Annotated in this window: 21 protein-coding genes; 6 read left to right on the forward strand and 15 right to left on the reverse strand. The window is 44.1% G+C overall.

Annotated elements, in window-relative coordinates:
- Positions 1 to 15: 15 nt before the first annotated feature.
- The 9 genes from FE296_RS27465 to FE296_RS27500 form a co-directional block, all read right to left on the reverse strand.
- Complete coding sequence (locus FE296_RS27465; protein ID WP_223869055.1) at positions 16 to 888, reverse strand: carbohydrate ABC transporter permease; 873 nt, start codon at positions 886 to 888, stop codon at positions 16 to 18.
- A gap of 29 nt (positions 889 to 917) precedes the next feature.
- Positions 918 to 1,892: an ABC transporter permease gene (locus tag FE296_RS27470; RefSeq protein WP_150367097.1), complete on the reverse strand. Its 975-nt coding sequence runs from the start codon at positions 1,890 to 1,892 to the stop codon at positions 918 to 920.
- A gap of 230 nt (positions 1,893 to 2,122) precedes the next feature.
- A complete protein-coding gene (locus tag FE296_RS27475) occupies positions 2,123 to 4,339 on the reverse strand; it encodes a helix-turn-helix domain-containing protein (protein WP_190945599.1) in 2,217 nt (738 codons plus the stop codon).
- A gap of 306 nt (positions 4,340 to 4,645) precedes the next feature.
- On the reverse strand, positions 4,646 to 6,004 hold the full coding sequence (locus tag FE296_RS27480; protein ID WP_223869136.1) for an RICIN domain-containing protein: 1,359 nt from the start codon (positions 6,002 to 6,004) through the stop codon (positions 4,646 to 4,648).
- A complete protein-coding gene (locus tag FE296_RS33600; protein ID WP_223869056.1) occupies positions 5,935 to 6,309 on the reverse strand; it encodes a hypothetical protein in 375 nt (124 codons plus the stop codon). Before FE296_RS33600 ends, FE296_RS27480 begins: the two co-directional genes overlap by 70 nt.
- 19 nt (positions 6,310 to 6,328) lie before the next feature.
- A complete protein-coding gene (locus tag FE296_RS27485) occupies positions 6,329 to 10,600 on the reverse strand; it encodes a galactose-binding domain-containing protein (RefSeq protein ID WP_150367099.1) in 4,272 nt (1,423 codons plus the stop codon).
- 697 nt (positions 10,601 to 11,297) lie between these two features.
- Complete coding sequence (locus FE296_RS27490; protein WP_150367100.1) at positions 11,298 to 12,176, reverse strand: CPBP family intramembrane glutamic endopeptidase; 879 nt, start codon at positions 12,174 to 12,176, stop codon at positions 11,298 to 11,300.
- A 155-nt stretch (positions 12,177 to 12,331) separates the two neighbouring features.
- Positions 12,332 to 12,976 (reverse strand): response regulator transcription factor, encoded by a 645-nt coding sequence (locus FE296_RS27495; RefSeq protein WP_150367101.1) that lies wholly within the window; start codon positions 12,974 to 12,976, stop codon positions 12,332 to 12,334.
- A complete protein-coding gene (locus tag FE296_RS27500; RefSeq protein ID WP_223869057.1) occupies positions 12,963 to 13,904 on the reverse strand; it encodes a sensor histidine kinase in 942 nt (313 codons plus the stop codon). Before FE296_RS27500 ends, FE296_RS27495 begins: the two co-directional genes overlap by 14 nt.
- A 945-nt stretch (positions 13,905 to 14,849) precedes the next feature.
- Here FE296_RS27500 and FE296_RS27505 point away from each other — a divergent pair.
- The gene (locus tag FE296_RS27505) at positions 14,850 to 15,455 is read left to right on the forward strand and encodes a GNAT family N-acetyltransferase (RefSeq protein ID WP_150367102.1); all 606 of its coding nucleotides are present in this window, start codon (positions 14,850 to 14,852) and stop codon (positions 15,453 to 15,455) included.
- Between the two features lie 388 nt (positions 15,456 to 15,843).
- On the opposite strand, the gene FE296_RS27510 is transcribed toward FE296_RS27505, so the two are convergent.
- From FE296_RS27510 to FE296_RS27520, 3 genes are all read right to left on the reverse strand, one after another.
- Positions 15,844 to 16,275: a universal stress protein gene (locus tag FE296_RS27510; RefSeq protein ID WP_124114888.1), complete on the reverse strand. Its 432-nt coding sequence runs from the start codon at positions 16,273 to 16,275 to the stop codon at positions 15,844 to 15,846.
- A 5-nt stretch (positions 16,276 to 16,280) separates the two neighbouring features.
- On the reverse strand, positions 16,281 to 17,513 hold the full coding sequence (locus tag FE296_RS27515) for a CynX/NimT family MFS transporter (protein WP_150367103.1): 1,233 nt from the start codon (positions 17,511 to 17,513) through the stop codon (positions 16,281 to 16,283).
- Positions 17,514 to 17,728: 215 nt separating this feature from the next.
- Entirely contained in the window at positions 17,729 to 18,289 is a 561-nt protein-coding gene (locus tag FE296_RS27520; protein WP_124114886.1) for a helix-turn-helix domain-containing protein, read from the reverse strand.
- Between the two features lie 304 nt (positions 18,290 to 18,593).
- Between FE296_RS27520 and FE296_RS27525 the strand changes: the two genes are divergently transcribed.
- On the forward strand, positions 18,594 to 19,538 hold the full coding sequence (locus tag FE296_RS27525; RefSeq protein ID WP_150367104.1) for an NAD(P)-dependent oxidoreductase: 945 nt from the start codon (positions 18,594 to 18,596) through the stop codon (positions 19,536 to 19,538).
- A 313-nt stretch (positions 19,539 to 19,851) separates the two neighbouring features.
- Here the strand turns inward: FE296_RS27525 and FE296_RS27530 are convergent, their stop codons facing one another.
- Positions 19,852 to 20,511, reverse strand: a complete 660-nt coding sequence (locus FE296_RS27530; protein ID WP_124114885.1) for a TetR/AcrR family transcriptional regulator — start codon at positions 20,509 to 20,511, stop codon at positions 19,852 to 19,854.
- 137 nt (positions 20,512 to 20,648) lie between these two features.
- Between FE296_RS27530 and FE296_RS33865 the strand changes: the two genes are divergently transcribed.
- The 3 genes from FE296_RS33865 (at position 20,649) to FE296_RS33605 (ending at position 22,214) form a co-directional block, all read left to right on the forward strand.
- Positions 20,649 to 20,795, forward strand: coding sequence for an FAD-dependent monooxygenase (locus FE296_RS33865; RefSeq protein ID WP_263364302.1), 147 nt, complete (start codon positions 20,649 to 20,651; stop codon positions 20,793 to 20,795).
- A 190-nt stretch (positions 20,796 to 20,985) separates the two neighbouring features.
- Positions 20,986 to 21,990, forward strand: a complete 1,005-nt coding sequence (locus FE296_RS27535) for an FAD-dependent monooxygenase (RefSeq protein WP_263364303.1) — start codon at positions 20,986 to 20,988, stop codon at positions 21,988 to 21,990.
- On the forward strand, positions 21,972 to 22,214 hold the full coding sequence (locus tag FE296_RS33605; RefSeq protein ID WP_223869058.1) for a hypothetical protein: 243 nt from the start codon (positions 21,972 to 21,974) through the stop codon (positions 22,212 to 22,214). The genes FE296_RS27535 and FE296_RS33605 overlap by 19 nt, the downstream gene beginning before the upstream one ends.
- 504 nt (positions 22,215 to 22,718) lie before the next feature.
- On the opposite strand, the gene FE296_RS27540 is transcribed toward FE296_RS33605, so the two are convergent.
- Complete coding sequence (locus FE296_RS27540; protein WP_124114884.1) at positions 22,719 to 23,348, reverse strand: sugar O-acetyltransferase; 630 nt, start codon at positions 23,346 to 23,348, stop codon at positions 22,719 to 22,721.
- Positions 23,349 to 23,361: 13 nt separating this feature from the next.
- The gene (locus FE296_RS27545) at positions 23,362 to 24,747 is read right to left on the reverse strand and encodes an MATE family efflux transporter (protein WP_150367105.1); all 1,386 of its coding nucleotides are present in this window, start codon (positions 24,745 to 24,747) and stop codon (positions 23,362 to 23,364) included.
- Between the two features lie 133 nt (positions 24,748 to 24,880).
- Between FE296_RS27545 and FE296_RS27550 the strand changes: the two genes are divergently transcribed.
- Positions 24,881 to 25,777 (forward strand): AraC family transcriptional regulator, encoded by an 897-nt coding sequence (locus tag FE296_RS27550; protein ID WP_150367106.1) that lies wholly within the window; start codon positions 24,881 to 24,883, stop codon positions 25,775 to 25,777.
- The last annotated feature ends 11 nt before the right edge of the window (positions 25,778 to 25,788 follow it).

The raw sequence follows: 25,788 nt of genomic DNA on the forward strand, positions 1-25,788 counted from the left end.
TTGAATGAACCCCTATCAGCCTTTGAGTGAACCTACCATCGTTCCTTTTACGAAGTACTTTTGCAGAAAGGGATATACAATAATAATGGGCAATGCCGTGAACATCAGTGTAGCGGCTTTGATCGGTTCCTGATAACCCAATTCTGAGCCCTTAACGTCTGCCGCGAACATGGATAGATTTTCTCCTGTGATTACCACTCGTCTCAAGAACGTCTGAAGCACTTGCTTGGAAGGGTCCTGAATGTATAACACCGCGTCAAACCAAGCATTCCAATGCCCTACCGCAGACCATAGCGACAACGTGGCAATAACAGGCATCGATAACGGGAGAACCAGCTGAAACAGAATACGCAGATCGTTCGCTCCGTCGATTTTGGCCGAATCCTCCAGCTCATCAGGGATGTTCTGAAAGAAATTACGCAGAATCAGCATGGAGAACGTACTGATTAACCCCGGAATAATGTACACCAGCCGCGAATCCAGCAGCCCAAGGGATTTGATCAGGAAGTAGGAAGGAATCATCCCACCGCTAAAGAACATCGTGAACACAATTAACATCGTATACACATTGCGATGCGGCAAGTATTTACGGGATAGCGGATATGCTCCAAACGACATGAACAAGATTGAGCAAACGGTCCCCACTACTGTACGAAAAACGGTGTTTCCGAACCCCATCCAGATATCTTGATTGCCCAGTACCTTCTCCCAGGCAAACAAAGATACCTGCTGTGGATACAAATGGATGCCCAATCTCAATGCTTCTGCCGGTGTACTGAACGAGATCGATAGCATATGGACAAACGGATACAGCATGACAATACACAAAATAATCATGAACGTAATCAAACAAGCCTGAAAAAGGTTACTGCCCCTGCTATGCTTCACTGCCTTGTCCTCCAATCTGGTTATTCTGTTTAGAAGAGCCCCTGCTGTCCAAACCTTTTAGCCATATAGTTCGTTGCCAGTACCAGCGCAAAAGCAATCACATTCTTGAACAGACCGACCGCTGTCGTCAGGCTGAACTGGAAATTCTGCAAGCCTACCCGGTAAACATAGGTGTCCAGAATATCCGCCACACTATAAGTCGCAGGTGAGTAAAGGTTCAAAATCTGATCAAAGCCGGCATCCAGTACATTGCCAATGCGCAGGATAAACATCAGCACAATGACCGGCATAATTGTCGGAAGCGTAATACTGAGGGTCTGCCTCCAGCGACTCGCTCCGTCCATCACAGCAGCCTCATACATTTCGGGTTGTACACCTGCAAGCGCAGCCAAATAGATAATCGTGCCCCAGCCGACTTCTTTCCAGATCGCCGAAATGACCAGTGTTGACCGGAAATGATTCGGATCTCCCAGAAAATAGACCGACTCCAATCCCACAAGCTGGAGCAGATAATTGACCACACCGGACGATGGAGACAACAGTGTGATTAATATCCCCGAAAGAATGACCCAGGAGAAAAAATGCGGTAGATAGGTCAGCGACTGTGCTACCCTTTTGAAGGCACCTGACCGGATCTCATTGATCAGCAGTGCGAGTATAATCGGCGCCGGGAATCCAAACAAAATATGCAAAAAACTGATGACGATCGTATTCTTCAGAATCCGCAAGAAGTCAGGAGATTGAAAGAACAAAAACTCGAAATGTTTGAAGCCCACCCACGGACTTCCCCAGATTCCATCCATAATCCTGAAATCTTTGAAGGCCAGTTGAATACCGTACATTGGGCCGTATGCAAAGACCGCGTACCAAATCATCACCGGGGCAAGCAGCAGAAACAGATATCTGCACTTCTTGTATTCCCTCCATGTTGCTGCCCATTTTGACGGCTGTCCATTAAATATATTTTTTTTGCCGTCCACTTCCGGATTGTGCACCGGATTCATGATAACTACTCCTTTCCAACCATCCAAAATTCCTCAAGCCACACTTCAATCTTAGAATTATGTAAGCGCTTTTTCTATTGCAAGTTCATTCGATTCCTTATAAATTCTTTCACGTTTTCTTATAAAATCTATAGAATTCATAAAAAATGACCGCTGCTTGGGTAACATTCGTTAGATGCTCCAAACAACAGTCATATTCACCTTACCTTCTACCTCCATACTTGCTCGTGCTATTCCTTATCCAGAGAGATTGAATCCAGCGCTACCAGCTGTGAATTCCGATACTGTACAGGCGTTACGCCGTAACGTGATTTGAATTTGCTGTGAAAATACTGAGGATTCCGGTATCCGACTTGCGTTGCAATAACCGACACCGACAGACGTGGCTGATCACGCAGCAGATCCGCAGCTTTTTCCAACCGCAACCGAGTTACATATTCCGTAAAAGATTCTTTAGTCCCTTCACTGAAAAGTGTAGAAATATAAGCAGGGGCGAGTGAAACCTCCTTCGAGAGGATCTGCAGGGATAACTCTTCATGCAGATGATCTGCAATATACACCTTCAACGTACGAATCACATCCATATGTGCGTGGTTACCGGCATACTTTAAATGTTCCGTAATCTGCGTGCAGAGTCTACGTATCCCTTCAACCGTATCGATCAGCGTATCCTTTTTCAATTCATCAAAGATATTGGAATGCGGCAGAAAGTGCTGTAACTTCAACTCAAGCACCGATTGGTACAATTGCATCATTAATTGCAGCACAGCGAGCTCCGCAGTCTCGATCTGCATATGACCATCCTGAAGAACCTCCAGAAAGTGGTTAATGAACTCAGCAACTACTTCCTGATCCCCTGCCTGTAGTGCATTTTTGAAATGATCGTATTGAAACAGATAAGGCGCTGTACTCATCGCCAGAACTCTGGAATACGTAACGATGGAATCTTTTCCATATAAAAAATGATATCTGCTTGCCTGCTTGGCCATCTGATAAGAATCGGCGAGCGCTTCTGGATGGTCTACCCTACTCCCAATAGCCGCGCCAAACCGGGAATCCTGCTCAGCAGAATGCTGAGCTTCCAGCAAATCGGCCTTAATACGGTCTTCTGCGTCCTGCTCATCAGGAGAAATATAATAAATGATAGCTGCCTCATTCTCATTCAATGGAACGAAGATGCTGTGTAAAGACCTATTCATCTTTTCATAACGCATCTTCAGACCTGCACTGCCTTCCTTTGGAATCCGGAGATAGACGGTGCAATAGTGATATCCCGGTTGAATGAACTGTTCCGCTTCGATCTCCAGGCTCACGCCAAGCAAAAGGTTTTTCAAATCATTTTTTCTGGCTTGGGTTTCGAGGTTTACGATCTTTTCCTCCATCAGATGAAAGGTGCTTCCGATAAAAGCGTACTCATTACCTAAGGACGTGACAGCACTTGATGTATGTAAACCTTTGATCTGCATCATCAGTCTCTTTACCGGAATGTAGAGTTGTTTGGAGAAAAAGAACGATAGTAGCAAACCAAATAGAACAACTACGCCGCAACTAATTACAAGACTGTTTTTCAACTGTTCAGAGGACAGGACAAACGAGTTCATCGGACGATACATGGCATACGTCCAATCCTGCTGGGAGTTCGCGGATTCCAGATAAGACAGAACGGCTTTACCTTCTGCTCCTTCTATAATCTGTTCTCCGCTTTGGCGGTTGTGAATGGTATTCTGCAATAGACCACCGAGAGCCTCATTATACTCCCCCGTGTGAAGAAGCTCTTTACCGGAAGAGTCGAAAATATACAACTGATCTGCCGGAGAACTCAAAATTCGGGAAGCCGCCGTCTGCAGATATTCCACCCCTACATCCATAAAGAAATAACCCATGGTTGGCACGCCAGGTGTCTCGTATGGCAATTTAATCACATAGGTCATCACCTTGCTTCCATCCGCCAAGGTCCGAAACAGCCATTCTTTAGGTTTTACTTCGTTCAGCTTCATAATGAAAGCTGCATCTTCGGATGTATCACTCTTCATATGAAAGTTGCTGGCATCCACGACATAATGATTGGCCGGAAAATAAACGGTAACATTGGTTAGCCCTTCATTTTCAATCCTGTAGAATTCCAGTTCCTGCCGAAAGGATGCAATTCGACTCAAATTCCCCTCCCAACTCTTCGTTAACAGTAGATTCAAGTTGAAGTTATTCTGAATAAACCGAATGGATAGTGCCTTATTCTGCAGGTTGTCTTCATATTTCTTTAATATCGTCTGCTCGATATAATCCTTGGCGGAAATCAGGCGATTTTTATTGTCTTTGGCAATCTCATCCTCCATCATTTCATTGGCCTGGGTATACCAATACCCACCCATGATACCGATCAGAACCACAGACAGAACAGTATATGACAATATAAATTTGATAAAGATGGTTTTTCTGTATTCAGGCATTTTCATCCATCCCCTTTAGCTTCGCTCATCGTGCACTATCCAGTCCCCACAATAATGTATGCGCTATCATAAATGAGATCAACAATAGTTATTCATATTGCTTAAGCTATCAAAATCATTCTCTAAAATCCAGTATAAAATCTTTAACTTTATTCTAATTTCTTTCAACCCTGTCCCGGACCTGCACTTATCTGGTACAAAACAAAGCAAAAAAAATGCCCCAAAGCCTCCTTGTATAGGAACTTCGGGACATAAACATTGAACACGTGCTTTCTTGCAGACAAGCGGATTCGTCAAAATGCATTATTAGGATGGTTCGAGCTTCCACTGCTGGTTACTACTTAACAAAAATCTCCATTGCTGAACCAGAGCTCCTTCTGCCGAAGATGCATTCACCACGTCAGCGGGTTTGTTCGAATGCACAGGAGTGATTCGATAATAACCCTGCCCTGTAGGAATGAAGACAAACCTCTGATTATCACCGCCATTATTGCTCCACAATTGAAAGTTGGCCCCATGACTCAAGGCACCGCTTGCTACATCCAGCGAAAGCCCGCTCTGTACATTTTTGATACTGTATTGGCCACCGCCAAGATGAGTCACGTTCCACTTTTGATGGGCTCCCCCCGTGTAGGTGGATTTTCGAACTTGTGCACCGCTTGAAGTACCCGCTGCTTCCATAGCTTTGCCATCCAGACGCACAACAAATCGGTACGTGCCATTAGCTATATTCCCATTGGGAAGTGTGGCTGAACCACCGCTACCCGCCGGACGAGTATATAGAAGTGTTCCAAATCCAAGCTGATCAAACGTTGAAGGATAAGCGGTGTTCGGGCCTTCCTCTGGTCTCATCAGGTTGGCACGAGCAGCAATGTTGGGTACGGATAGACCCTTACGTTGTGCATAGTGGTTATAGATCATCTCCCAAACCGGACGGTACTCATTACGGCTCGCACTCGAAATCACAGTCTGGGTCTGAACAGCACCGTTTGTTCCAGAACCCCATTCATAGGTCGCAAAAGGGACATTATCATCTCCATTGTTATACTTGGCAACGTATTCTGCAGCGCGCAGGAAACGATTGTTCGCCCATCCATACAGATCTTCCCCTTGATTCCATGCCATTTCATTGATTGCACCCATCAATCCAATCCCTAATATCGTGTGTGCCTGGTCACGTCCGGATTCCTGCCATTGTGCAAGCCCGTTCGGATGCAGGAAAGGAATTGCGTTATAGATGGAGCCATTTCCATTACCGTGCTTCAAATATTCAATGCCTACTTCATAGATGTCACGGCGGTCACAGAAAATACCAATCGCAATCGTCGCCGCCATGTTGCTCAGATCCCAGTTCGCCCAGTAATTCTGGATGTAGGCGTCGTTGTGGTCACCGCCGAATTCATTGCCAATAAGAAAGCGTTCATTAAGCGGCTTGTAAAATACATTTAACAGCATATTTTGCATCTGGGTCACATTGAACCCAGGGTAATCCCGCATGATCTCCGCTGCGTTAGGCATCTGGTAACCGTATATTCCGGACGCCAAGTAACGGTCGGCATTACCGGTGAGTGTCGTTAGCGTCGATGACCATGCATTCAGAATGTCACGGGCAGTATCACCGTTAGCCGTATTACCACTGATTTTCCATCGCAGAGCTTCTGATATGCACGTGCTATATCGTTATACAGCAAGGCGACATTGTCGCCTGTCCCCCCTCGGATAATTGTAGACTTCGCACTCGGAGTCCAACCAGACTCTGAAAGCGGACTGTTCAGCAGCTGATTCCATCCATCCAGATAAGGCTGCGCACCTGCGCCTACCATCTGCTGCATGCGGTTGAAATCTGCCTGTGTATGCAGAAGACCAGGGTGCGTAAATTCAGCTGCTGCTTCTGCCTTTGCCGCAAAACCAAATCCGAACATCCCCATACACAGACTGAACACCATGGTAACAATCAACGTTTTTTTCATCCTGCACCAGCCACTCCTTTCATCCTTCTTCGTTCGTTTCCGTCTTGATAACCAGTGCCTGTATTGCCTGAAGCAACTCATTAGCTGCGGAATCAATCTGTGTTTGGGTGCTATCAGCATCTTCCGCTATTTCCGTGGCCAGTAATTTGGCCGCCAACATGGCGGTAAACCCAGCCTCATCATAGATTTCCGCCTCTAATGTGCCTGCTTGTTCCAGTAGCTTTACCAGCAGGGTTGGGTCTGTGGGCTTGCTGTACAATTCCAGTTCGGCCACATTGGCATAGCCGCCCGGTGAGTAGTACCTCAGATATCGGAACGCTGTATCGTTGGTTATCTGAGCCGTATACCATTGGACGCTGCTAATCCCGCTGATGGTATTCAAATCGGTGTAATGCGTACCATCGTTAGAACCCTGCAGAATAGCTCCGTTAACTCGCATAATTTCTGAGGCCTTACCGTTTCTCGGATAAAACTTGAAGCTCGATAATGACTCGGCCTGATTTTCTCCCAAATCAATATCAATCCATGATACAGCATCCATTGTATCGGTAAACGTATCGACATTGCTGTCCACGGCACGCCAACCATTCTGCTCTTTGGTCCCCTTATTCTGATAGACTGGCGTGGAAGCCGCCACCATGGAAGGCGTTACGCTAATCTTCTGTGCAGGCAGAGAATCAAGAGAAACCAGCTGCTCTTGAGCTTGGTACAGCTCCTCCAGCAAAGCGGGCCGATCGGATGCAGGATGGTTAAAGAGTGCTCGAATCCGCTCAACCTCTTGCATGTATTTGTAATAGCTTCCCTTGGTATATCCATCCGGGCTGACTACCTTGGAATCGATGCTGCGAATATCATATTGTCCGTACAATTCCACTTCTGCCACATTACCGTTCCAGGCAGCGCTGTTGTAAATTCTCAGGTATCGGTAAGCATCATGATCAATTATTCTGTCCCCGCCAATGTAAGTCCACTTGCCTTCTGCTGTTCCTGTGACAACTGAAATCAAGTTCGTCCAGCTGTTATTGTCGTTCGATCCTTGCAGGACGACTCCATTCATTCTTGCAGGATAGGAGGCTCTGGGCATCAGCATCATATCGCTCACGGTAACCGATACATCTGGTCCAAAGTCCACCGTATAGTAGGCTCCGGCACCAGTAACCAGATCGCCATAAGTGCCCGTATTGCCATCGAACAATAGATACCCTACCTGTTCCTTGCTCAGTCCCCCGGTACCATATTGTTTATCCGAAGCTGTTACTGTGGCCAGCCTGGATACATCGAGGAGCTTGGACTGGTTCACCAAATACAGCGAAGATTGATCCGTCGTGAAGAGGGCAGGACCTACCGACAGCCCATTAGCCGTTTTGTAATCGATGGCAAAGCGGATAGGACCTGTAGGCGCAAGATTGTCCATGACTGCCGATGCCGTCCAGTTCAGGTGATCCGTTGAATGCGCCGTTGCTTCCTTACCTTGAATCACAGCCTGCACATCTTGAATCGGTTCGGTGGATTCAAAGGTCAGCACAACCGTATTGCCTGTATCAACCCGGTTCTGTACGCTCTGGGGAGAGTTTATTGAGAGCGATTGAAGTTTATTATTCGTTTCATGGCGTTCACCAAATATTCTGAATTCGGACAACTCCAGCATGGTACTGGATGGCTCAATCATCTGAATCTTAAAGAAACGGAAAGGCGTATTCTTGTGTGCTTCGCTGACCTCCAGTGTCTGCATATCTTCAGACACGACAGTTAACTCTGGAGTTAGTCGTGTCCAGCTTTCATTATCATTGGAGCCAAAAATCGCAGTACCGCCGATCCGCTCGGGAAAGCTCGCCCTTACCTGAAGGGAGAAGGCATCCACACTCACCTTATAATCCGGTCCAAAATCCATGGTGTGCGTCAAATTGACGGCGTTACCATAAAATGCAAAACTCCCCGCGTAATTATCCAATAAATTCAGCGTTTCATTGTAGAACGTTGCGGCAGTCAGCATACTGGAATAGTCCATACTTCCATCCTGAAGCTGCGGTGTTAACTCCCGGAGATCTGCTACCGCAGATCTCAAATCCACCAGCTTTTGCAAAAACTCGTCATCCGAAGCCGTTGCTATTACGTCCATGATATCAGCATATATGTTATTGTAGTGCGTTAAACTCGCCGATACATAGGTGGTTTCCGGGTTATAGGGAGCAATTACTGCAGCAACGGCAGATGATCGGTCAGCGCTCACAACGACCCTGACTTCTTTGGCTGTGATGGAGGTTCCATCCGTTGCTCCTAACACTATGGAATAGGTCCCGACCTGCTCCGGCCTCCACGAAAAAGCCCCCCTACTTTCGTCAAACATAGCCCCCTCAGGCTTATGATCGATCTGGTAGGTGACGCTGTCGCCTGCGCCTGCGTCCGTTGCAGAAAAATCGTACTGCAATGCAGCATCTGATCCGACATACGAATACAGATCAAGAGAGGTTCCGCTATCGTTAAAGACAGGTGGCGTCAGCTGTTCACCCGCTTTAAGATGGATGTGATCCATATTCACTACAGTGCCCGCTCCCTGAATCTTGAAATACGTCAGATCACTTAGACTTCGCAGGTTGTGCATGGTATAGGTTACATATTTCCACTGTCCCTGGGTATTCGGCAAAATCAAAGGAGCTTCGTCCCACCCATTGATCACAAGCTTGGCTGTACCATTGGTCCGTATTCGCAGTCCTATGGTTTTGACGGGAGTGCTGGTGCTGACGATGGAGACTCGACTCCCTTCTTCCGTGGCTGTAATCTCTACAAAGGATGTTGCACCCTCTTGTTTGATCTCGGAATGAGAATCCAGACTTGTAGCCCGGTGTTCCATTTCATTCCAATCCGCATTCGTCGATACTTTAGGAAGTGTTGTTGCACCTTCAGTCGCTGCTTCTGCAGGGATAAACATCCAATAATCAGCGCCTCCATCTGGAGATTCCCAATAAAAAGGCAGTCGCTTCTTAAACATATCGGCATAGTAGGGAGCTTCCTCTTCCATATCTACGCCTGCCGCATATTTGTAATAATAGTAGAGACCATAGACGTTGCCGCCAATACGTCCTCTGTACCCTTCAGCCAGCTCCTTATAGATAATGGTCGGATTGCCATCGGCATCCGTATGAGCCGCCACTGGTGTCCATGGCGTATCATGGCCCAGCATGAACTGTGCAAAATAATCGGCCGCTTTCAACATCCTTTGATCCAGATATTCGTAGGCATTAACCGCATTCTCCGCAGTGGACACCGTTCCTGCGACTGGATCGACCTTGGTTCCCTGTGCTTCCAACAGGCGGGCCAAGATCTCCACATTGGTGATATCCCCAGCGCCGTGGGCCTGATCCCTACCCATCTCCACATGCTGAACTCTCGGTGGAACCACCGCTTCACCTGTCAGAATATTAGTATCCACCCATCGAAATAACTGCTTAATCGAGCCATTTTGTCCTTGATCCACAGCGGTCTCATTCACGGTAAACCATTCCACGCCCTCATTGTAACGGTCACGGTTTCCTGTAAAAATATATCCTGACATGGCTCCAAGGAGGGGATACAGATGCTGGTTCATAAAATACCCGTTATGATGCTGGAATGTATCAATGACCGGATAGATGAGATTATTGCTAAAATCTGTTGTGTCCTGATCTGTCCATTCCAGATCTTGCGTTGTGCTGCTCGTATATCTTAAAATCTCTGCTGCTGTCACCATCCGATTCAGTGGAATTCCAGTGTGAATATGCGAATCGGTGAAATAGCTGTATTTTGCCGGGTCCATCTGAGACCAGATTCGGATGATGCCCATCGCATTAGCTCTGTACACCTGTTCCCCTGTTACATAGTACATGATGGCCTGCGTGTAGGCCTTTAAGCTGTCTGCTATAAATTTGGAATTAAAGGATTGGCTGTTAAAATTCACGCTGCCAGGCTTTGTCGGATCCGAACTGCTCTGATTGCTGGACGTAACGTTTCTGGATGCGGCTCCAGACTCGGTCATTCGATTAAAATAACTGTACCAGGGCTCCTGCTTTGCCAGCACCTGTGTGCGCATATTCTCCAGAATGTCCTTGGTAAGCCCAATTCCCGGATGCTTGAAACCGCTTGCATCAATTTCCTCATAAATCGTTGGCAGATATTCTGCTGCCATATTCTCGTTGAGAGATGCCTCACCAGATACCGGATAAGGATAACCCGCTACAACCAAACTAACGATTAACATAAACATTACAATACACTTGGCCTGGTTTTTTAAGCCGCACTTTTGCCGAGATGCCATTTACACTCCTCCTTCATGTCGTAGACTTGTGTGCCATTCAATTCGTTATGAATTGATGTTTCGTTATTCTCTATAACATTGCAGGATTTCACAAGCTGAGTCCATTGCATAATCATTCAAATTGTTAAGATATCTTTCAAATCATCAAGGCAGCGTTAGCTGAAACAGGCTTAAAACAGCTCGCATTTCGTTTTATGAGTGCAAAAGAAAAAGCACCCTGAAGGATGCTCGAAAAATGATGTTTGACCAACATCGTTAATGCTTGTGCCTTCTGCCAGTTCAGGAGTTTACAGAGTAAATAAGTCTCTAATGATCTTTGCCTCCGGATCTGTATGTACTGACGCAATTTAATTCTCATTGACGATTTAATACGCTCATGAGATGTCATCAGTGAGTGTCTCTGATCTCGTTAACAGTAATGCGGTTCGATAAATATATTTGGAATAATCGGTAAATAGCTGCCCTGCTTCATCACGTGTGATTTCGAGTGCCATTATTTCTTTCCCCCCTTTTGATGTTTTTCATCTTATATACACATTCAAGTAGGATTTGGTTCGGTATAAATTAATTCCTGTTACGTGAACAAAAAGAGCCAATCAATTGATTGGCTATCTTCGTGGTTTATTGAGCTAACCTGCCCGTTAGCTTAATAAACTGAAGCAATTCGGTACAGTTCTTAATGAACTCTGTATATGGCTTATGTAAAATTCGTTGGCAGATTGCGATTGCGAACAGCGCCATACAGCATGGGAATAGTAATCAGGAGGCTGATGATAACGGGAACCATAGACCCCTCAAGTCCAAAATCACCTCCAGTGAGAAGTGAAGGACCATGCACTTTCACAATTAACAGACCGGCTGTAGTGTGTCCAGAAACAGGAATACCAAGCAAACCTTCAAGTGCATTCCAGGAAAAGTGCAGACCCATGGCAAACCACAGGTTCCGTCGCCACATAAACGCGGCTCCAAGCAGAACACCTGCTTCTAAGGTTATGGCGAACGCGCTCCATAATGTTGCTCCTGTATTCCCAAGATGGGCTATTCCAAAGAATAGAGAAGTCACAGCGAGTGCGGCCCAGTTTCCCAGCAATTTATTCATGGCCTGAAACATTAGTCCACGAAAGATAAGTTCTTCGACAATGGCTGCGCCTAAAGCGGCTTCAACAGAAGCGATTAGAACAGTAACCGTATCCGCATCATTCGCCCATTGAAAGGAGTAACCTCCCAATGAAACAATAATAATAGCAGATAAGGCAATAAAGATAACCCCGGTTAGTGCTCCCATAACTGCTTCAACCCCTGCGCCCTTTCTGGATAACTCAGGAATGGACCGACGGGCCAAATATTTCATGGTAAGCATATAGACCATGATGGCCAGAAAGCCCAATGTTAGTGTCAACAGAAGAGAAAGCAAGCCCGGTACTTGCTCTGCTAGCGGCCGGATGAACGCATCCACAAGAATTATGCTGATAGCCCCCACAATCATCCAGATGATTGGAAAGCGCCAAAACAAACTCCATTTACTTAATTTCTCATCCATCTGCGAATGTTCTTTGTGTGCATATCTTTTCTTCATGTCTTGAGTCAGCTCCTTTATAGCTTGATGATAGTTATGAGCATAGGCTGAAAAAGTCATAAAGTGACAGTGCACTTTTGTCATGATAAAGTCATGTGGCTAACCCCTAAGAAGCCGGCAACTATATAAGTTACCGGCTTCTTAGGGGGGGAGTCTTAGTAATTCATGATTCCCGAGTCTCTGGCTTTGCGGGCCGCCTCTTGTCTTCCCTTTACATTAAGTTTTGAGTAAATCGTTGAAATGTAATTCTTAACCGTTCCTTCACTAAGAAACAAAACCTCTGCAATATCTCGATTACGCATGCCAGAAGCCAGCTTTTGCAATACTTCAATCTCACGGCTACTAAGTCCGTATTCATTATGTTTAATAGCGGATCCCGTATTCATACTTTTGATCATTTTACTCGCCATCTCCTGCGAGATTAACGTTCCCCCCGCATGAACCACCCGTATGCCTGCAGCTAGATCTCTAGGATGAATGGCCTTGAGAAGATACCCTTCTGCTCCATGGCTTAATGCCGCCATGACGTATTCGACTTCCTGATAGGAGGTCAGCATCATCACTTTGATCATAGGCATTCTCTCTTTGATCAGAGCTGTTGCGTCAACACCATTCATGACTGGCATATTAATATCCATCAGTACCATATCGGGCTGAAACTGATGACAGCATTGGACTGCTTCTTCCCCATTTTTAGCTAATCCAACGATTTCTATATCATCTTCCATGGACAGTACGATATGGAGGCTCTCCAGAATTAATTCCTGATCATCCGCAAGTAATACTTTAATTTTCCCCATGTAGCTCCACTCCTTTCAGGGGAATTTCACATCTGACTTCGGTGATCGTTTCATCTCCTACCTCTGATGATACAAACAGACTGCCCCCCAGCCGCTCAACTCGATGTTTCATCGTAGTCAACCCGAAGCCATATTCCAATTTATCAATCGGTTTCCCATTATTTCGAATAACCAGGTGCAGAACGAATTCGGAAAATTGAAGCTCCAAATCCAGTTGAGACGCTTTTCCATGTTTTAGTGCGTTCGTAATAGACTCCTGGATGACTCGCAGAATCGCCTGTCGTACTTCAAAATGCGTGTGCTGCTCTGTTCCTAGTACATTTAACGTCAGGAGAATTCCTGTATGTTCCCGAAAATTGGCCACATGGGCCTCAACCTGTCGTATAAGATTCGACTCCTCTTCTTCTCCAATCTCATGAACAATACTTCTCATTTCGTCCAAATTTTGCTCAGCCAGTGCTCTTAAGCGAATTAACCGTTCCTTGACCTCGGCAGGCTTACGATCCATAAGAGCGATGGAAACATCAAGACTCATAATGATGGAGATAAAGGAATGCCCCAGGGTATCATGAAGTTCCTTGGACATACGATTGCGTTCTTCAAGCAAAGTCATTTTCTCAATTTGAGCAGCGTAGTGGGTTAACAGCTTATTTTGCTGCTCTACTTCGACCACAAGTTCATTTTTCTGGTAATACGCTTTGGCCACGAAGCTTGCCCATATGCCGATGAAGCAGAATAACACATTATCTGTCCCGCTACTAAAGGCTTGTTCCCAAGGTAACTTTAAATAAGGCTGGAAGATAAAGGGAATGAATAGAATTGCGGGAATGATCCATAGTGTCTGCTTGGTCAATAAGTACCCCATTATTAGACTCGGCAGGAGATAGTCTGCTTTGGAAGTCAGTTCCGGATGGATGACAGAGTTCACATAATAAGAACCTCCCAGTAATAGCTCTGCGATACAAAACCAGACCTTGTTCATCCTTCGTTGAGGAAACCAGAATATCAGTGGAACGAAAAGCGCTGCCATTAGCCAACTGACGTTTAACCATGTTGGGTTCGACAGATCACTTTCTGTAAACAGCCGTGATGACAGCAAAATGTAATGGTACAAACGAAGAGCAAAAATACCCCAATCCATAAAAGATAATATCTTCCTCATGTCACCATCCTACACTATTTTTCAGTAAAACATCAGTATTATTGAAAGAAAGATACCACCGAAAACACCACCCACGCTACCTTCGATAATCGCCATGATAAGCTTTTTTTATTGGGGAGCAGCACCCCATATAATGCTGGTTCGCTCAAACCGAGTAACGCAGAGCCGCCCGTGGAAAAACCAAACCGCTCTTTCCGTGCATGATTCTACAGCTTTGCCGTATGGAACGTCTCGTTATCGAAACGCCTGTACCACACTTGAAACTTTGGCCACATCCACGCCTACACAGGTTCCAATTCCTCACTCCTCATCTTTGATTTAGCCGGACGAATCCCCGAGGGTTCCAAAGCCATAACTTCGCTTTATAGGTCAAGCCTTTAAAGCCGCCACCGTAAAGCGACCACGAAAAAGGCCAACCAGGAATTACAGGCTAACCTGATAAAACGAAAAGACGCTAATACCAATTTAGAAACTTTCAATGAGACTATGTTGTTGTCTCTCGAAACATTGTTGTCCCAACTAATGATGATTTTTAGACCATGGATTCAATTAGCGTTTCCCGTTAGTGCAATTTAATAGAACACCTGTAGAGAATTTGTGATGTATGAAAGTACAATAATTCAACGGTTAATGCATTCAACGCCGATACCAATAAATATATACTAATCCCACCACGTAATAAGATAATGAATCATCGGAGGTATAAATGACATGAATCAAAATGTTACTTTAATAGGCAAGACAATAAAACTCTTACCCCTAGAATCTAAACATAAAGAAGATTTACTTGAAACACTAATGAATCCAAACATATGGGAATTTACTTGGAGAAAAAATGCAACATATGCTGATATTAAGCATTTAATTGAACAAGCCATACAAAACCAGCTTCATGGCACCCAACTCCCTTTTGTCATCGTCGAACTCATGTCGGAAAAAATTATTGGAACCACAAGAATCGGAGATATTGATATGATCAATCAAAATGCGGAAATCGGCTGGACATGGCTAACACCAACTTACTGGCGTACAGGTGTAAATACGGAATGTAAGTTTTTACTGTTAAATTATTGCTTCGAACAATTAGCGCTAGTTCGCGTGCAATTTTCCATCAGCGGCTATAACATAAGGTCACAGAGAGCGATAGAACGGATTGGGGCAACTAAAGAAGGCATATTTAGGAAGCATAGGCGGGACACTCAGGGTAGATATCATGATAATATTTTTTATAGCATTACAGATAATGACTGGCCTGAGGTTAAAAGCACTCTTGAGCATATGATCCATATAAAATACTCGCCAAGAAACACGAAATAGATGTTTGTCCGAAAGAAATTAAAAGAAGTACGCATATTTCCCAAGTGAATGCCACTGGTAAGCTTGGAAAGATGCCCTTCACAGCAGGAGCTTTTATTGAGCTATCCTGCCCGTTAGTTTCAAGCGACATGATTCCTTCATCCAACTGTTTTAGATAACATTCTAATCGGGAATGACACAATGTTCTTTTCCTTTTCGGCAATGATAATATGTTCTTGTCCCTCGACATCCCTCCATTCATCTTTAGCGTCAGCATTTGAGCAGCTATTGGGATATGGAAAGAGCGGCATTGTAGGAACACAAATATCCTAGAATGCCGCTGTTTAATTCATACTATGAACGTTCCCCGCTGTATAATAATGCATCATCTAAACAGCTCCCGGAGGAGTTAATGTACAATGAGGACCGGGCAACTTGATAGCTGTGAAACCTTGTGACTGACACTTCCAAGCATCATTTCTTTTACACCTCTTAACCCACGGCTTCCGATAATAATAAGTTGCTGCTCGGTATCCCTTGCGTAATTCAATATTTCATGCCCAGGATCTCCCTTAAGATGAACAGTTTCCGGGTTAATCCCCGCAGACTTTAATTTAGATTTGGCTTGATGCAACTGTTCCAAACTCGCTTTCTCCATTTCGTTCAGTATGTCTTCCAAAAAATTCTCTGGAACATATGTCATGCCATTTGACACATAATCCTGGCTGACATTAACCAAGGTAACTTGAGTTTGTTTATTTTGGGCTATTTCAACGGTTACATCAAGGAGTTTGTTCATTATTTCAGATTTATCAATGGCCACCATAATTTTGTCAAACATAGTCATCATCCTTTCCGTGGCAATTCGTAACCATTTCGACTACCTACAACACGATTACTTGCTGCTCCTATTCCAACTAAAAAGAGTAACACCGAAGCCCCAAGAAGAATGAAAAGTGGCAGGTTCCAACTATTTGTTGCATCGTGCAGATATCCTATAAGGGCTGGACCGATTGCGGCAAGAAGATATCCGATCGATTGGGCCATACCAGATAGTTCCGCTGCTTGATGTGCATTTTCAGTGCGCAATCCGAAAAACATCATGGCCAAACTAAAGGCGAAACCTCCACCAATTCCGAGTATGACAATCCACAACAGAATGACATTGGAACTTCCGTAAAGAAGTCCGAGTGTCCCCGTCAAAAGCAAAATGGTTGTGATGATTACTAACAAACGTTGGTTAGACATACGCCCAGCAATAACAGGGACAATAAAGGTAAATGGAAGCATCGCTAACTGCATGATCGAGAGGTACCATCCAGATTGGTTGGAGTCAATGCCTTGCTGCTTTAAAATTTCAGGCAACCATGCGATCAATACATAGAAAACCATAGACTGTATACCCATGAACAAGGTTACTTGCCAAGCAAGCGGGGATCGCCAAACATTCACATCGTTGCTTGCCATTTGTTGACTCGTCGTGGCGGTTTGTTTTGTTTGATTTCTTAATTGGGGTAACCAACAGAGGATCGATACAAAGCTTAGAATCCCCCATATTCCCAATGCTCCCTGCCATTTTAGCCCAGCGTTCATGGCTAGCGGTACACTGATTCCCGATGCAATTGCTCCACATAAATTCATTGAAATGGAGTAAACTCCTGTCATGGAGCCAATTTTATTTGGGAAATCCCGTTTGATTATACTTGGCAATAATACATTACATATGGCAATGGCGAATCCAAGAACTGCTGTTCCAATAAACAGATTAACTGCGCCAGATAAAGATCGTATTACAATACCAACAGTCAGAAAGATTAGGGCAATCAAAATGATACGCTCAACCCCATACCTCCGTCCTAATTTTGGCACTAGAGGTGATAATAAAGCAAAGGCAAGCAAGGGTACGGTTGTGATCAGGCCTGCTAATGTATTTGAAATATGAACGTCATCCCTTATAAAACTCACCAAAGGACCAACTGAGGTTAAGGGAGTACGTAAATTAGCTGCAATAACAATAATGCCGAGAATGATCAACGCTACAGAGGATGGCACGAATTTTTTATTTTGTTTATTCGGCATTCTTCATTTCTCCTTCCTGAATTCTTACGTCTTATATTTGCTTCCTATTCGTTAAAAAACTTTGCTATAACATCCGCGCGAATAACAAAAGTATAGTATAATATATTTTATTAAACAATAATTATTTTATAACATACTAAAATTGATCAAAAAAATGCAACTCTGAATTCCCGTCATGGAATTCGGAGTTGCATTTAATAAGCGGATTTTCACTACTAGAAACCATATTTTAAGGATATATGGAGCACTGTTTCGTTATTCGTATGATTGGTATAAGCGTGAGGATCATCTGCACGAAAACTGATCGTATCATATTGATTCAATGTGTAAATCTCTCCATTGACTTGTAACTCAATGGAACCAGTCATTACTGTGGCAATTTCAGTTGTATTCACATGATGACCTTCAGGGTAATACGAGCTATTTGGCTGTAAGTATGCACGACACATTTCAATATCGTTGCTTTTAAAGACGGGTTCAATGATCCAATTTTTCTCATCATTAGAAAACCGCAGTCCCTCCCCTGCTCGATACAAACTAACAGGTTTCTCTGAGGTGAACAAAGCCAATAGCGGTAAAGATATTCCTTTTGAAATTTTCCATATAATTGCTAAAGTTGGATTTGTCTCACCACGTTCGATATTCCCCAGAGTAAGTTTGCTTACGCCCGTTAATTCTGATAAGTCGTCTAAAGTCATGTTTTTTTCTTTTCTATACTTTTTTAATGCACCGCCGATTTGTAATACAATTTGTTTTGACTCATCGATTTCATCCATTTGATATTCACCTCAACAAAAAAACTATATAGCAAGTATATTGTTTATCTAGATTCTTTTCCATACTTCCCTAATGTACCTAAATTGTTCACAAGGTCAAATAAAATAAAATCTCGACAAAAGTTACTCCACGTTCAGGTTCATTCTGGCACATTTTCAAGGATATACTGAAATGTTTTGAGTTGATAACTACGCCCCCCAACAATGAGATTTTCTTGATAAAATTGTATTAAAAGAATAAAATGACAAGCATCCAACGGGTTTATTCGAAGAATGGTATAGGTTATGAAAGGTGGTTAGGCAAATGAAGATTCTCATAGTTGGCTATTTTAGCGAGATTTCGGTAACAAATATTTTAAGGAGTTTTCCGCAAGACTGGAACGTTGTAATTGTCCCGCCCGGAAAAGAAATGCTGCATCATATTGAAGATTGCCAGGTAATCATTCCTGAACATATTAAAGTGGATCACAGCCTGCTTTCTAAGGCAAAAAAATTAAAATTGGTACAGACGGGTGCTGGATTTGATAATGTGGATGTCCCTGCCTGTACACAGCTCGGCATTTGGGCGGCCAATGCTGCAGGAGTGAATGCACAGGCAGTCGCCGAGCACGTAATGGCACTGATATTGTCTTATTATAAAAACATACCTTTTCTTGATACTTTCATGAAAAACAAGATGGATGAAAATCAATTGGACTATACAGGGAGTGAATTAAAAGGCAAAACGATTGGGATTATCGGTTTGGGCGCTATCGGAGAAAAAGTAGCTGCGTTTTGCAGGGTCTTTGATATGAATGTGCTGGCATATGCGAGAAATGCCATTGTACAATCGGACGATTTAGTGAAAATGACGGATTTCGATACTCTTGTAAGCACATCGGACATAGTCAGTGTACATGTACCCTTGAATCAACAAACCAAACAGCTGATCAACAAAGCGACATTCAAAAAAATGAAGAATACATCTCTTTTTATCAATACAGCCCGTGGCGGGATTGTCAACGAAAGAGACTTGATTGATGCATTAAAAAACGGGGATATTTCAGGCGCATGCCTGGATGTTTTTGAATCTGAACCGCTTCCTATGGATAGTGAGCTCCGGAATCTGGGTAATGTGATCCTTACTCCCCATACAGCAGGAATGCCTGATGGTCGGAAATTTCATAAAACAAGATATGATTTCTTTATAAATAATATAAAACGTGTAGAAAATGGTGAAGAGCCTGAAAGCAAGCTCAATCAGTTATGATGTTTTGGTGCAATAAAAATGAGCTATTGGACGTAACTTCGGTATCTAGTGCTTCCCGAGAAAGCCACGAAAGCATATCTGATTCTTGTCCCTCGACGAATAATGGGAAACAGTCACAGCTTAATCGTGTCTAATATAAGGCCTGGGCAGTGTACACCCAGACCTTTTACTCCCTTACCTTCAATGATACCACCGCTGCGTTTACCAATTTGAATACTCCCAAAATCTGCTTTTGAACGCCTACATATCCTCAGCATATATTTACGTTAAACTAGCGGCCCAGCTAGTTTTTTATTTTTGAGCAAGGTCGCAATCAGTATGATGATGGTTGATGGTTTTGAGCAGTACGTGGTGCATAAGCGCAAAGAAAGACGCGTACGCCTTCAGTGATGATACGTTTGGTTTGTTCCTCCTCTAATGTCCCGGTTTTTCTCGGTTGATCAAATACCAATAAAAACGTTAAGGCAGCGAAGTGCTTTGTAGCCATTACAGGATCTGGCACATCGAGCAGTCCGGTTTGTCCAAACTCGGTAAACCTCCTGATAATGCCCTCTTCCGTTGCGTTATCCAGCTTTTCTAAAAACGAGGCTGGCAGATTGGCGGCTTCCATTGTAACCAGACGGATCAAAGCGCTGTAATCGGACGAACCGTTCGCAGAAGCTACGAATTGTTCGCAAAATAAGATGAGCGCCTGCTCCAGATCCTCGAATTCCCAGAGGTAGTCTGATATACCTTGCTTGATCATGTCCAGAACCGCCTGACTGGTTTCTTCCACAACAGCAAGCAGCAAGTTCTGTTTGTCGCCATAATAATCATAAACGGTCCGTTTGGAAACTCCCGCTTTAGCTGCAACCGCATCGACGCTGGATCGGTCAAAACCATCGGAAAGAAACAGGTCTCGTGCTGCCGCAATAATTTTAGCTCGTTTGTCTGAAGAGCCCTTTCGGATTTTCTTGTTTTCTGTATGATCCATTCTTATATTCCTCCTATATGTAATACTATCTGAAATTGATTAGAGTTAGAGCTTTGTTTATAAACTACACTGCACGGTCTAGTATAAAAGTGTAACATATCATAACAATGATCAAGGAGGATTCTACCATGAATACCATGCCGTCTTCTGTTGATGTCCTTATTGTCGGGGCTGGCCCAACGGGGCTTACTCTTGCCTGCGATCTTGCCCGTCGAAACGTTGACCATCGTATTATTGAGCGAAGCACCTTATATAACGTTGCTTCTCGCGCCAAAGGTATCTAGCCTCGCTCACTTGAAGGTCGTCGATGATTTGGAGGCCATTCACTACATTATTGACACAGGTGTGGTGGATCTGCCTGTTCGTTATTATACCGCAGATGGCGGTAGTGTGGATAAGCCGTCTATTACCGTTGCAGCCAGCGCCGAACTTGAAACCCCTTATCGTGATCCGGTCTGGATTGCTCAATATGATGTGGAAAAAGCATTGCGCGACCAATATGCAACGCTTGGCGGTCAAGTTGAGTTGGGCATGGAAGCTGTAGGGCTTATTCAGGATGTGCATGGTGTAACGGTAACCGTGAATTCACCACAAGGAGAAGAGCACATTTGCGCTCGTTATGTCGTCGGCGCTGACGGGGGCAAAAGCAATATCCGCAAGTTTATTCACTTACCGCTGGTTGGGGAAACACACGATCATGAGCGATGGTATCTTGGCGATGTACGATTGGAAGGGTTAGATCGTGATCATATCCATATCTGGATATCTTCGGAGGGCATGGTCGGAGTGACTCCGCTCCCCAAATCAGATATTTGGCAACTGCAGGCCACCATTCCAGCAGACATCGAGGAACCAGAGCAGCCGTCGCTAGAGGTGTATCAAGCCATGTTTGACCGACGCGCTGGGGCTGGACGTGTTAAGCTCAGGGATGCTTCCTGGCTATCCATCTACCGGGTTAACGTTCATATGGTTGAATGTTACCGTAACGACCGGGTCTTCCTTGCAGGCGATGCTGGCCATGTTCATTCACCAGCCGGTGGTCAAGGCATGAATACGGAGATGCAGGACGCGTACAACCTCGGCTGGAAGATGGCTGATGTGATACGCGGAGCGGATACTTCCTTACTCGACACGTACGATGAAGAGCGCCGTCCTGTGGCTCAAGCCGTGCTTGAGGACAGCACGAAGAAGATGGGAGTGGTCATAGGAACGGCGACTGAAGGCGGAGGATTGTCCCAATCGTTGAGCACCATATCCGACGATCTGACGAGTGGGCTTCTCATTTCCTATCGGTCCAGTTCTCTTATCCGTCCGTCTGCTCTACCCCATGCTACCTCTCCCTTTCCTGGGGATCGTGCTCCTAATGCTACGGGTCTGCAAGGTACCGGATTTGCAGGAAGTATCTTTGACCTATTGCGTGGCACACACTGGACGCTTTTGGCTTTTGCAAACTGTGTTGATTGTATTTTCCTTCCTTAAATAACTACACCAACGATGAACTTCAAGTGCATTATATCCTGCCATCAAACGCAGATGGGCCGGAAGGCATAATAGACACAGCAGGGAATGCCTATCGAATTTACGATGTAGCAAGTAAAGAACTCGTATTGATTCGTCCCGACGGTTACATTGCACTGCGAACCTCCATTGATGAACCCGCTGTGATTTCGAATTACTTGAATTCCATCTATCGCACAAACTGATTTGTACAATCGGATATGGTTCTTGTCTTCGGTTGGGGACAAGAACATATTTCGATAAAAAAAAGCCGTTGTATCAACGACTTTTAATGGCATTTTTAGACTCGTAATATACCACTCCCCAGCTTCCGTTTGCGTAAGGCCGCCTTGATTCGGTTCGCGATCTAATTCAACCCCATGTGTATGAATTAACTCCTTTTCTTCATAGGGCCCGTGCAGATCTTCAGAGCGTAACATCATGACAAAGGTAGTAAACATATTAATCGCCCAGGTTTTCACTCACAGAACAATGTTAATCCTTGGAGGAAATATCATTATGATAGGCATCTTCATTATAGTAATGTTCAAACTTTCTATTCATCTTACTAGCTATGAAATGGGTTCGGCGGGAATGAACAATGGCTCTAATGACAAAATACAGAGCTAATAATGTAGTAATCGCATATATGATATACAATGTCATAGTCATAGACAAACTCCTTTCTAGAAGGTAAAAAGTCACTTCCTTTACCATTCAACCTGATCAAAACGCATATCTTTATAGTAGAACTCTCGATCCTGTTCGGTAATCTCACGAAGAACTCTGCATGGATTTCCCACAGCAATTACTTTTGCAGGCACATCCTTGGTTACAACACTGCCGGCACCAATGACACTGCCCTCTCCGATTGTGACTCCTGGTAGAATAATCGCTCCGCTCCCAATCCACGCTCCATCTTCAATAACAACTGGTAATGCAAACATCCCGCCTTCTTTGCGCTTCTCAGGGTGTACAGGATGACTCGTTACAGCAATCGTTACATTGGGGCCGAACATGACATCATTCCCAATCGTAACTTTATAGTCATCAACCACGGTTAGATTGAAATTGATATATACATTATTTCCTACGGTCGTATTTGAGCCATATGACATGCGGAGCGGAGGTTCCATCCATACATTTGCTCCCATGCTGCCAAAAAGTTGTCTCATTAACGTTTTTCGCATTTCAACATCGTCTGGATGCAAATTATTGATCTCATAGCATAGTGCCTTACCTCGCTGGCGTGCTTTGGCTAACTCCGCAGCCTCCTTCGGGTAATTCGCATCATCATCCGTAAATAATTGTTTGCTTGCCATTCGTTCTTGGATATTCATGTCATCTTCTCCTTTATCCCTGGTTAAGATCAGGTTTCTTAAAATTTCTAGTTAAGTTGTTCAGCCACTTATATTGACGATATCGGGCTAGAGCAATAGGCAGTTTGATTAACTCGTCTAAGCTGATGATAACGTATAAGAATATGGGAGATACCTGCCAAACAAAAGCGCATAGATAACTAAGTGGTAGAATAATAAGCCACATTACAATGGTATCGCACCATAATCCAAACTTCGCATCTCCACCAGCCGGGAATATACCTGCAATAGTTGTAGAGTTAAACGACTTCGCAATACAGTAATACGCACTAATGTATAACATGCCATCCAGATAGCTTTGAGCGACTGGACTCAGATTGACGATGGAGTACACCAAAGGTTTAATAAGCAAAATGGTACAGCCTGCAATGACTCCAAAAATGAAAGCATAATAACACATGTTGTTACCCGCATACTTTGCTTTCTCCATTTCACCCTGTCCAAGATACTTTCCAATCAGTACAGAGCCCCCGGTGGCTATGCCGCCACAGAGAACAACCGCCAAGTTCTTAACTACAGATGCGATGGAGTTCGCCGCTACCATATCGGAGTTCACATGGCCTATAATGGCCGCCGTAGCGGTAAGCGCTCCTCCCCATACGATATAATTTCCCTGCACAGGCAATGTATATCTCAAGAAATCCTTCAATAAACTACGCTGAATACCGTCACGTACAGGCAAATGAAAACGAATGGTTCCCTTGGTTAGGGAGTGAAGCACACAACATGCCAGTTCAATCATACGTGCGAGCACGGTGGCAAGAGCTACAGCCGCAATCGCAAGTTCCGGATTGGATGGGAATAGTACAAAAATACAAATGGCATTAAATATAATGTTTAAGACCAAACATAAAGAACTGATCCACGCACTAAGTTTTGCATTTTCCATACTTCGAATTACACTCAGATACATCTGCGATAATCCCATCACTAAGTAAGAAAAGGAATTGAACTGTAAGAACCTTGAACCATATTGAATCAATTCAGGGTCATTGGTGAACAAGTGCATAAGTGCCTCGGGAATCAGGAAGGAAGACAAGAAAAACAGGATCGATATGCATAAGGAGCATACACAGGCAATACTTAGAATGCGCTGTATGGTTAGTGTGTCCTTCTTCCCCCAGTACTGTGCAGTGAGGATACTCGCTCCCGCTGACAATCCCATGTAAAACAATGTTAAGGTAAAGGTGATTTGTCCTACGAGTGATACGGCTGCCATTGCAGATTGACTCATCATACCCAGCATGATTACATCAACAGATATCACCGTTGCTGATATTAGATTTTGTAATGCAATGGGGATCACAAGCGATATTAACTCTCGATTAAAGTCGCGTTTGCCGAAACCTTTAAGTTGCATGCGTTTTCTCACCTCTATCTGTCCTCTCCGTTGTTATCAATAATATAAGAATAGGATACGTTGATTGCTGTTTCCATCAATATTGGCTATACTTTTATTAATATCGTATATTTGTGTAAAGAAGGGATTCTCAATGACAGATTTAGAGGTGTTCTCTGATTTATCAGAACGGTTAGATTATAATCTTCCTGATTTCCCCCTTTATGTACGCAAAGGAAGTCTTCATCAATTTAATAATCATGCAGCAGTTGCACATTGGCATGTGGATCTGGAGTTTATCTATATATTAAAGGGATCGATGAATTTCTCTGTGAATGGACGTATCACTCGATTGCATCAAGGAGATGGACTTTTTGTGAATAGCCAACGTTTGCATTATGGTTACGCTGTTGCGGATCACAACGATTGTTCGTTCCTGGTGGTCGTTATCCATCCCTCTATCCTTGGTGAGAAAACTTCGTATCTTCAGACGTACTGGGAGGAGAAATTCAGTTCCAAAATGGCTGATTTTGTTGTGCTCGCAGAGCAGACAACATGGCAAGAAGACATCGTACAGTCCATTCAGGAACTCTATCTTGAAATGCATAGGGAACATACGCCTCCCAATCCACTTCGTTTGGTATCCCAAGCGTTGTCGTTGTGTGCTACAATTGGCGATCAGTTGAAGCCCGTTTCCGGTCAACCTGGCATATTAACGCATGTTCAGGAAATGACTCAGTTCATTCACCAGAACTATGATCAGAAGATAACGCTTGAGGAGATCGCATCTGCCGGAGCTGTTTGCAGAAGTCGATGTTGCCAATTGTTTAACAAATATGTGGGCCAATCGCCAAACAACTATGTCACCCAATATCGACTTCAGAAAAGCTGTGAAATGTTAAAAGAAACACGGAGATCCATAAGTGAAATTGCACTTGCCTGCGGTTTTCAAAGCTCCAGTTATTTTTCGTCCATTTTCCGTAAACAGATGGGTGTAGTTCCCCAGCATTATCGCAAACAAGTTACCAACAACGACTCGGACCCCAAGTAACGTTTTTATCC

The organism is Paenibacillus sp. UASWS1643 (assembly GCF_008693195.1).
Lineage (GTDB): Bacteria > Bacillota > Bacilli > Paenibacillales > Paenibacillaceae > Paenibacillus > Paenibacillus amylolyticus_B.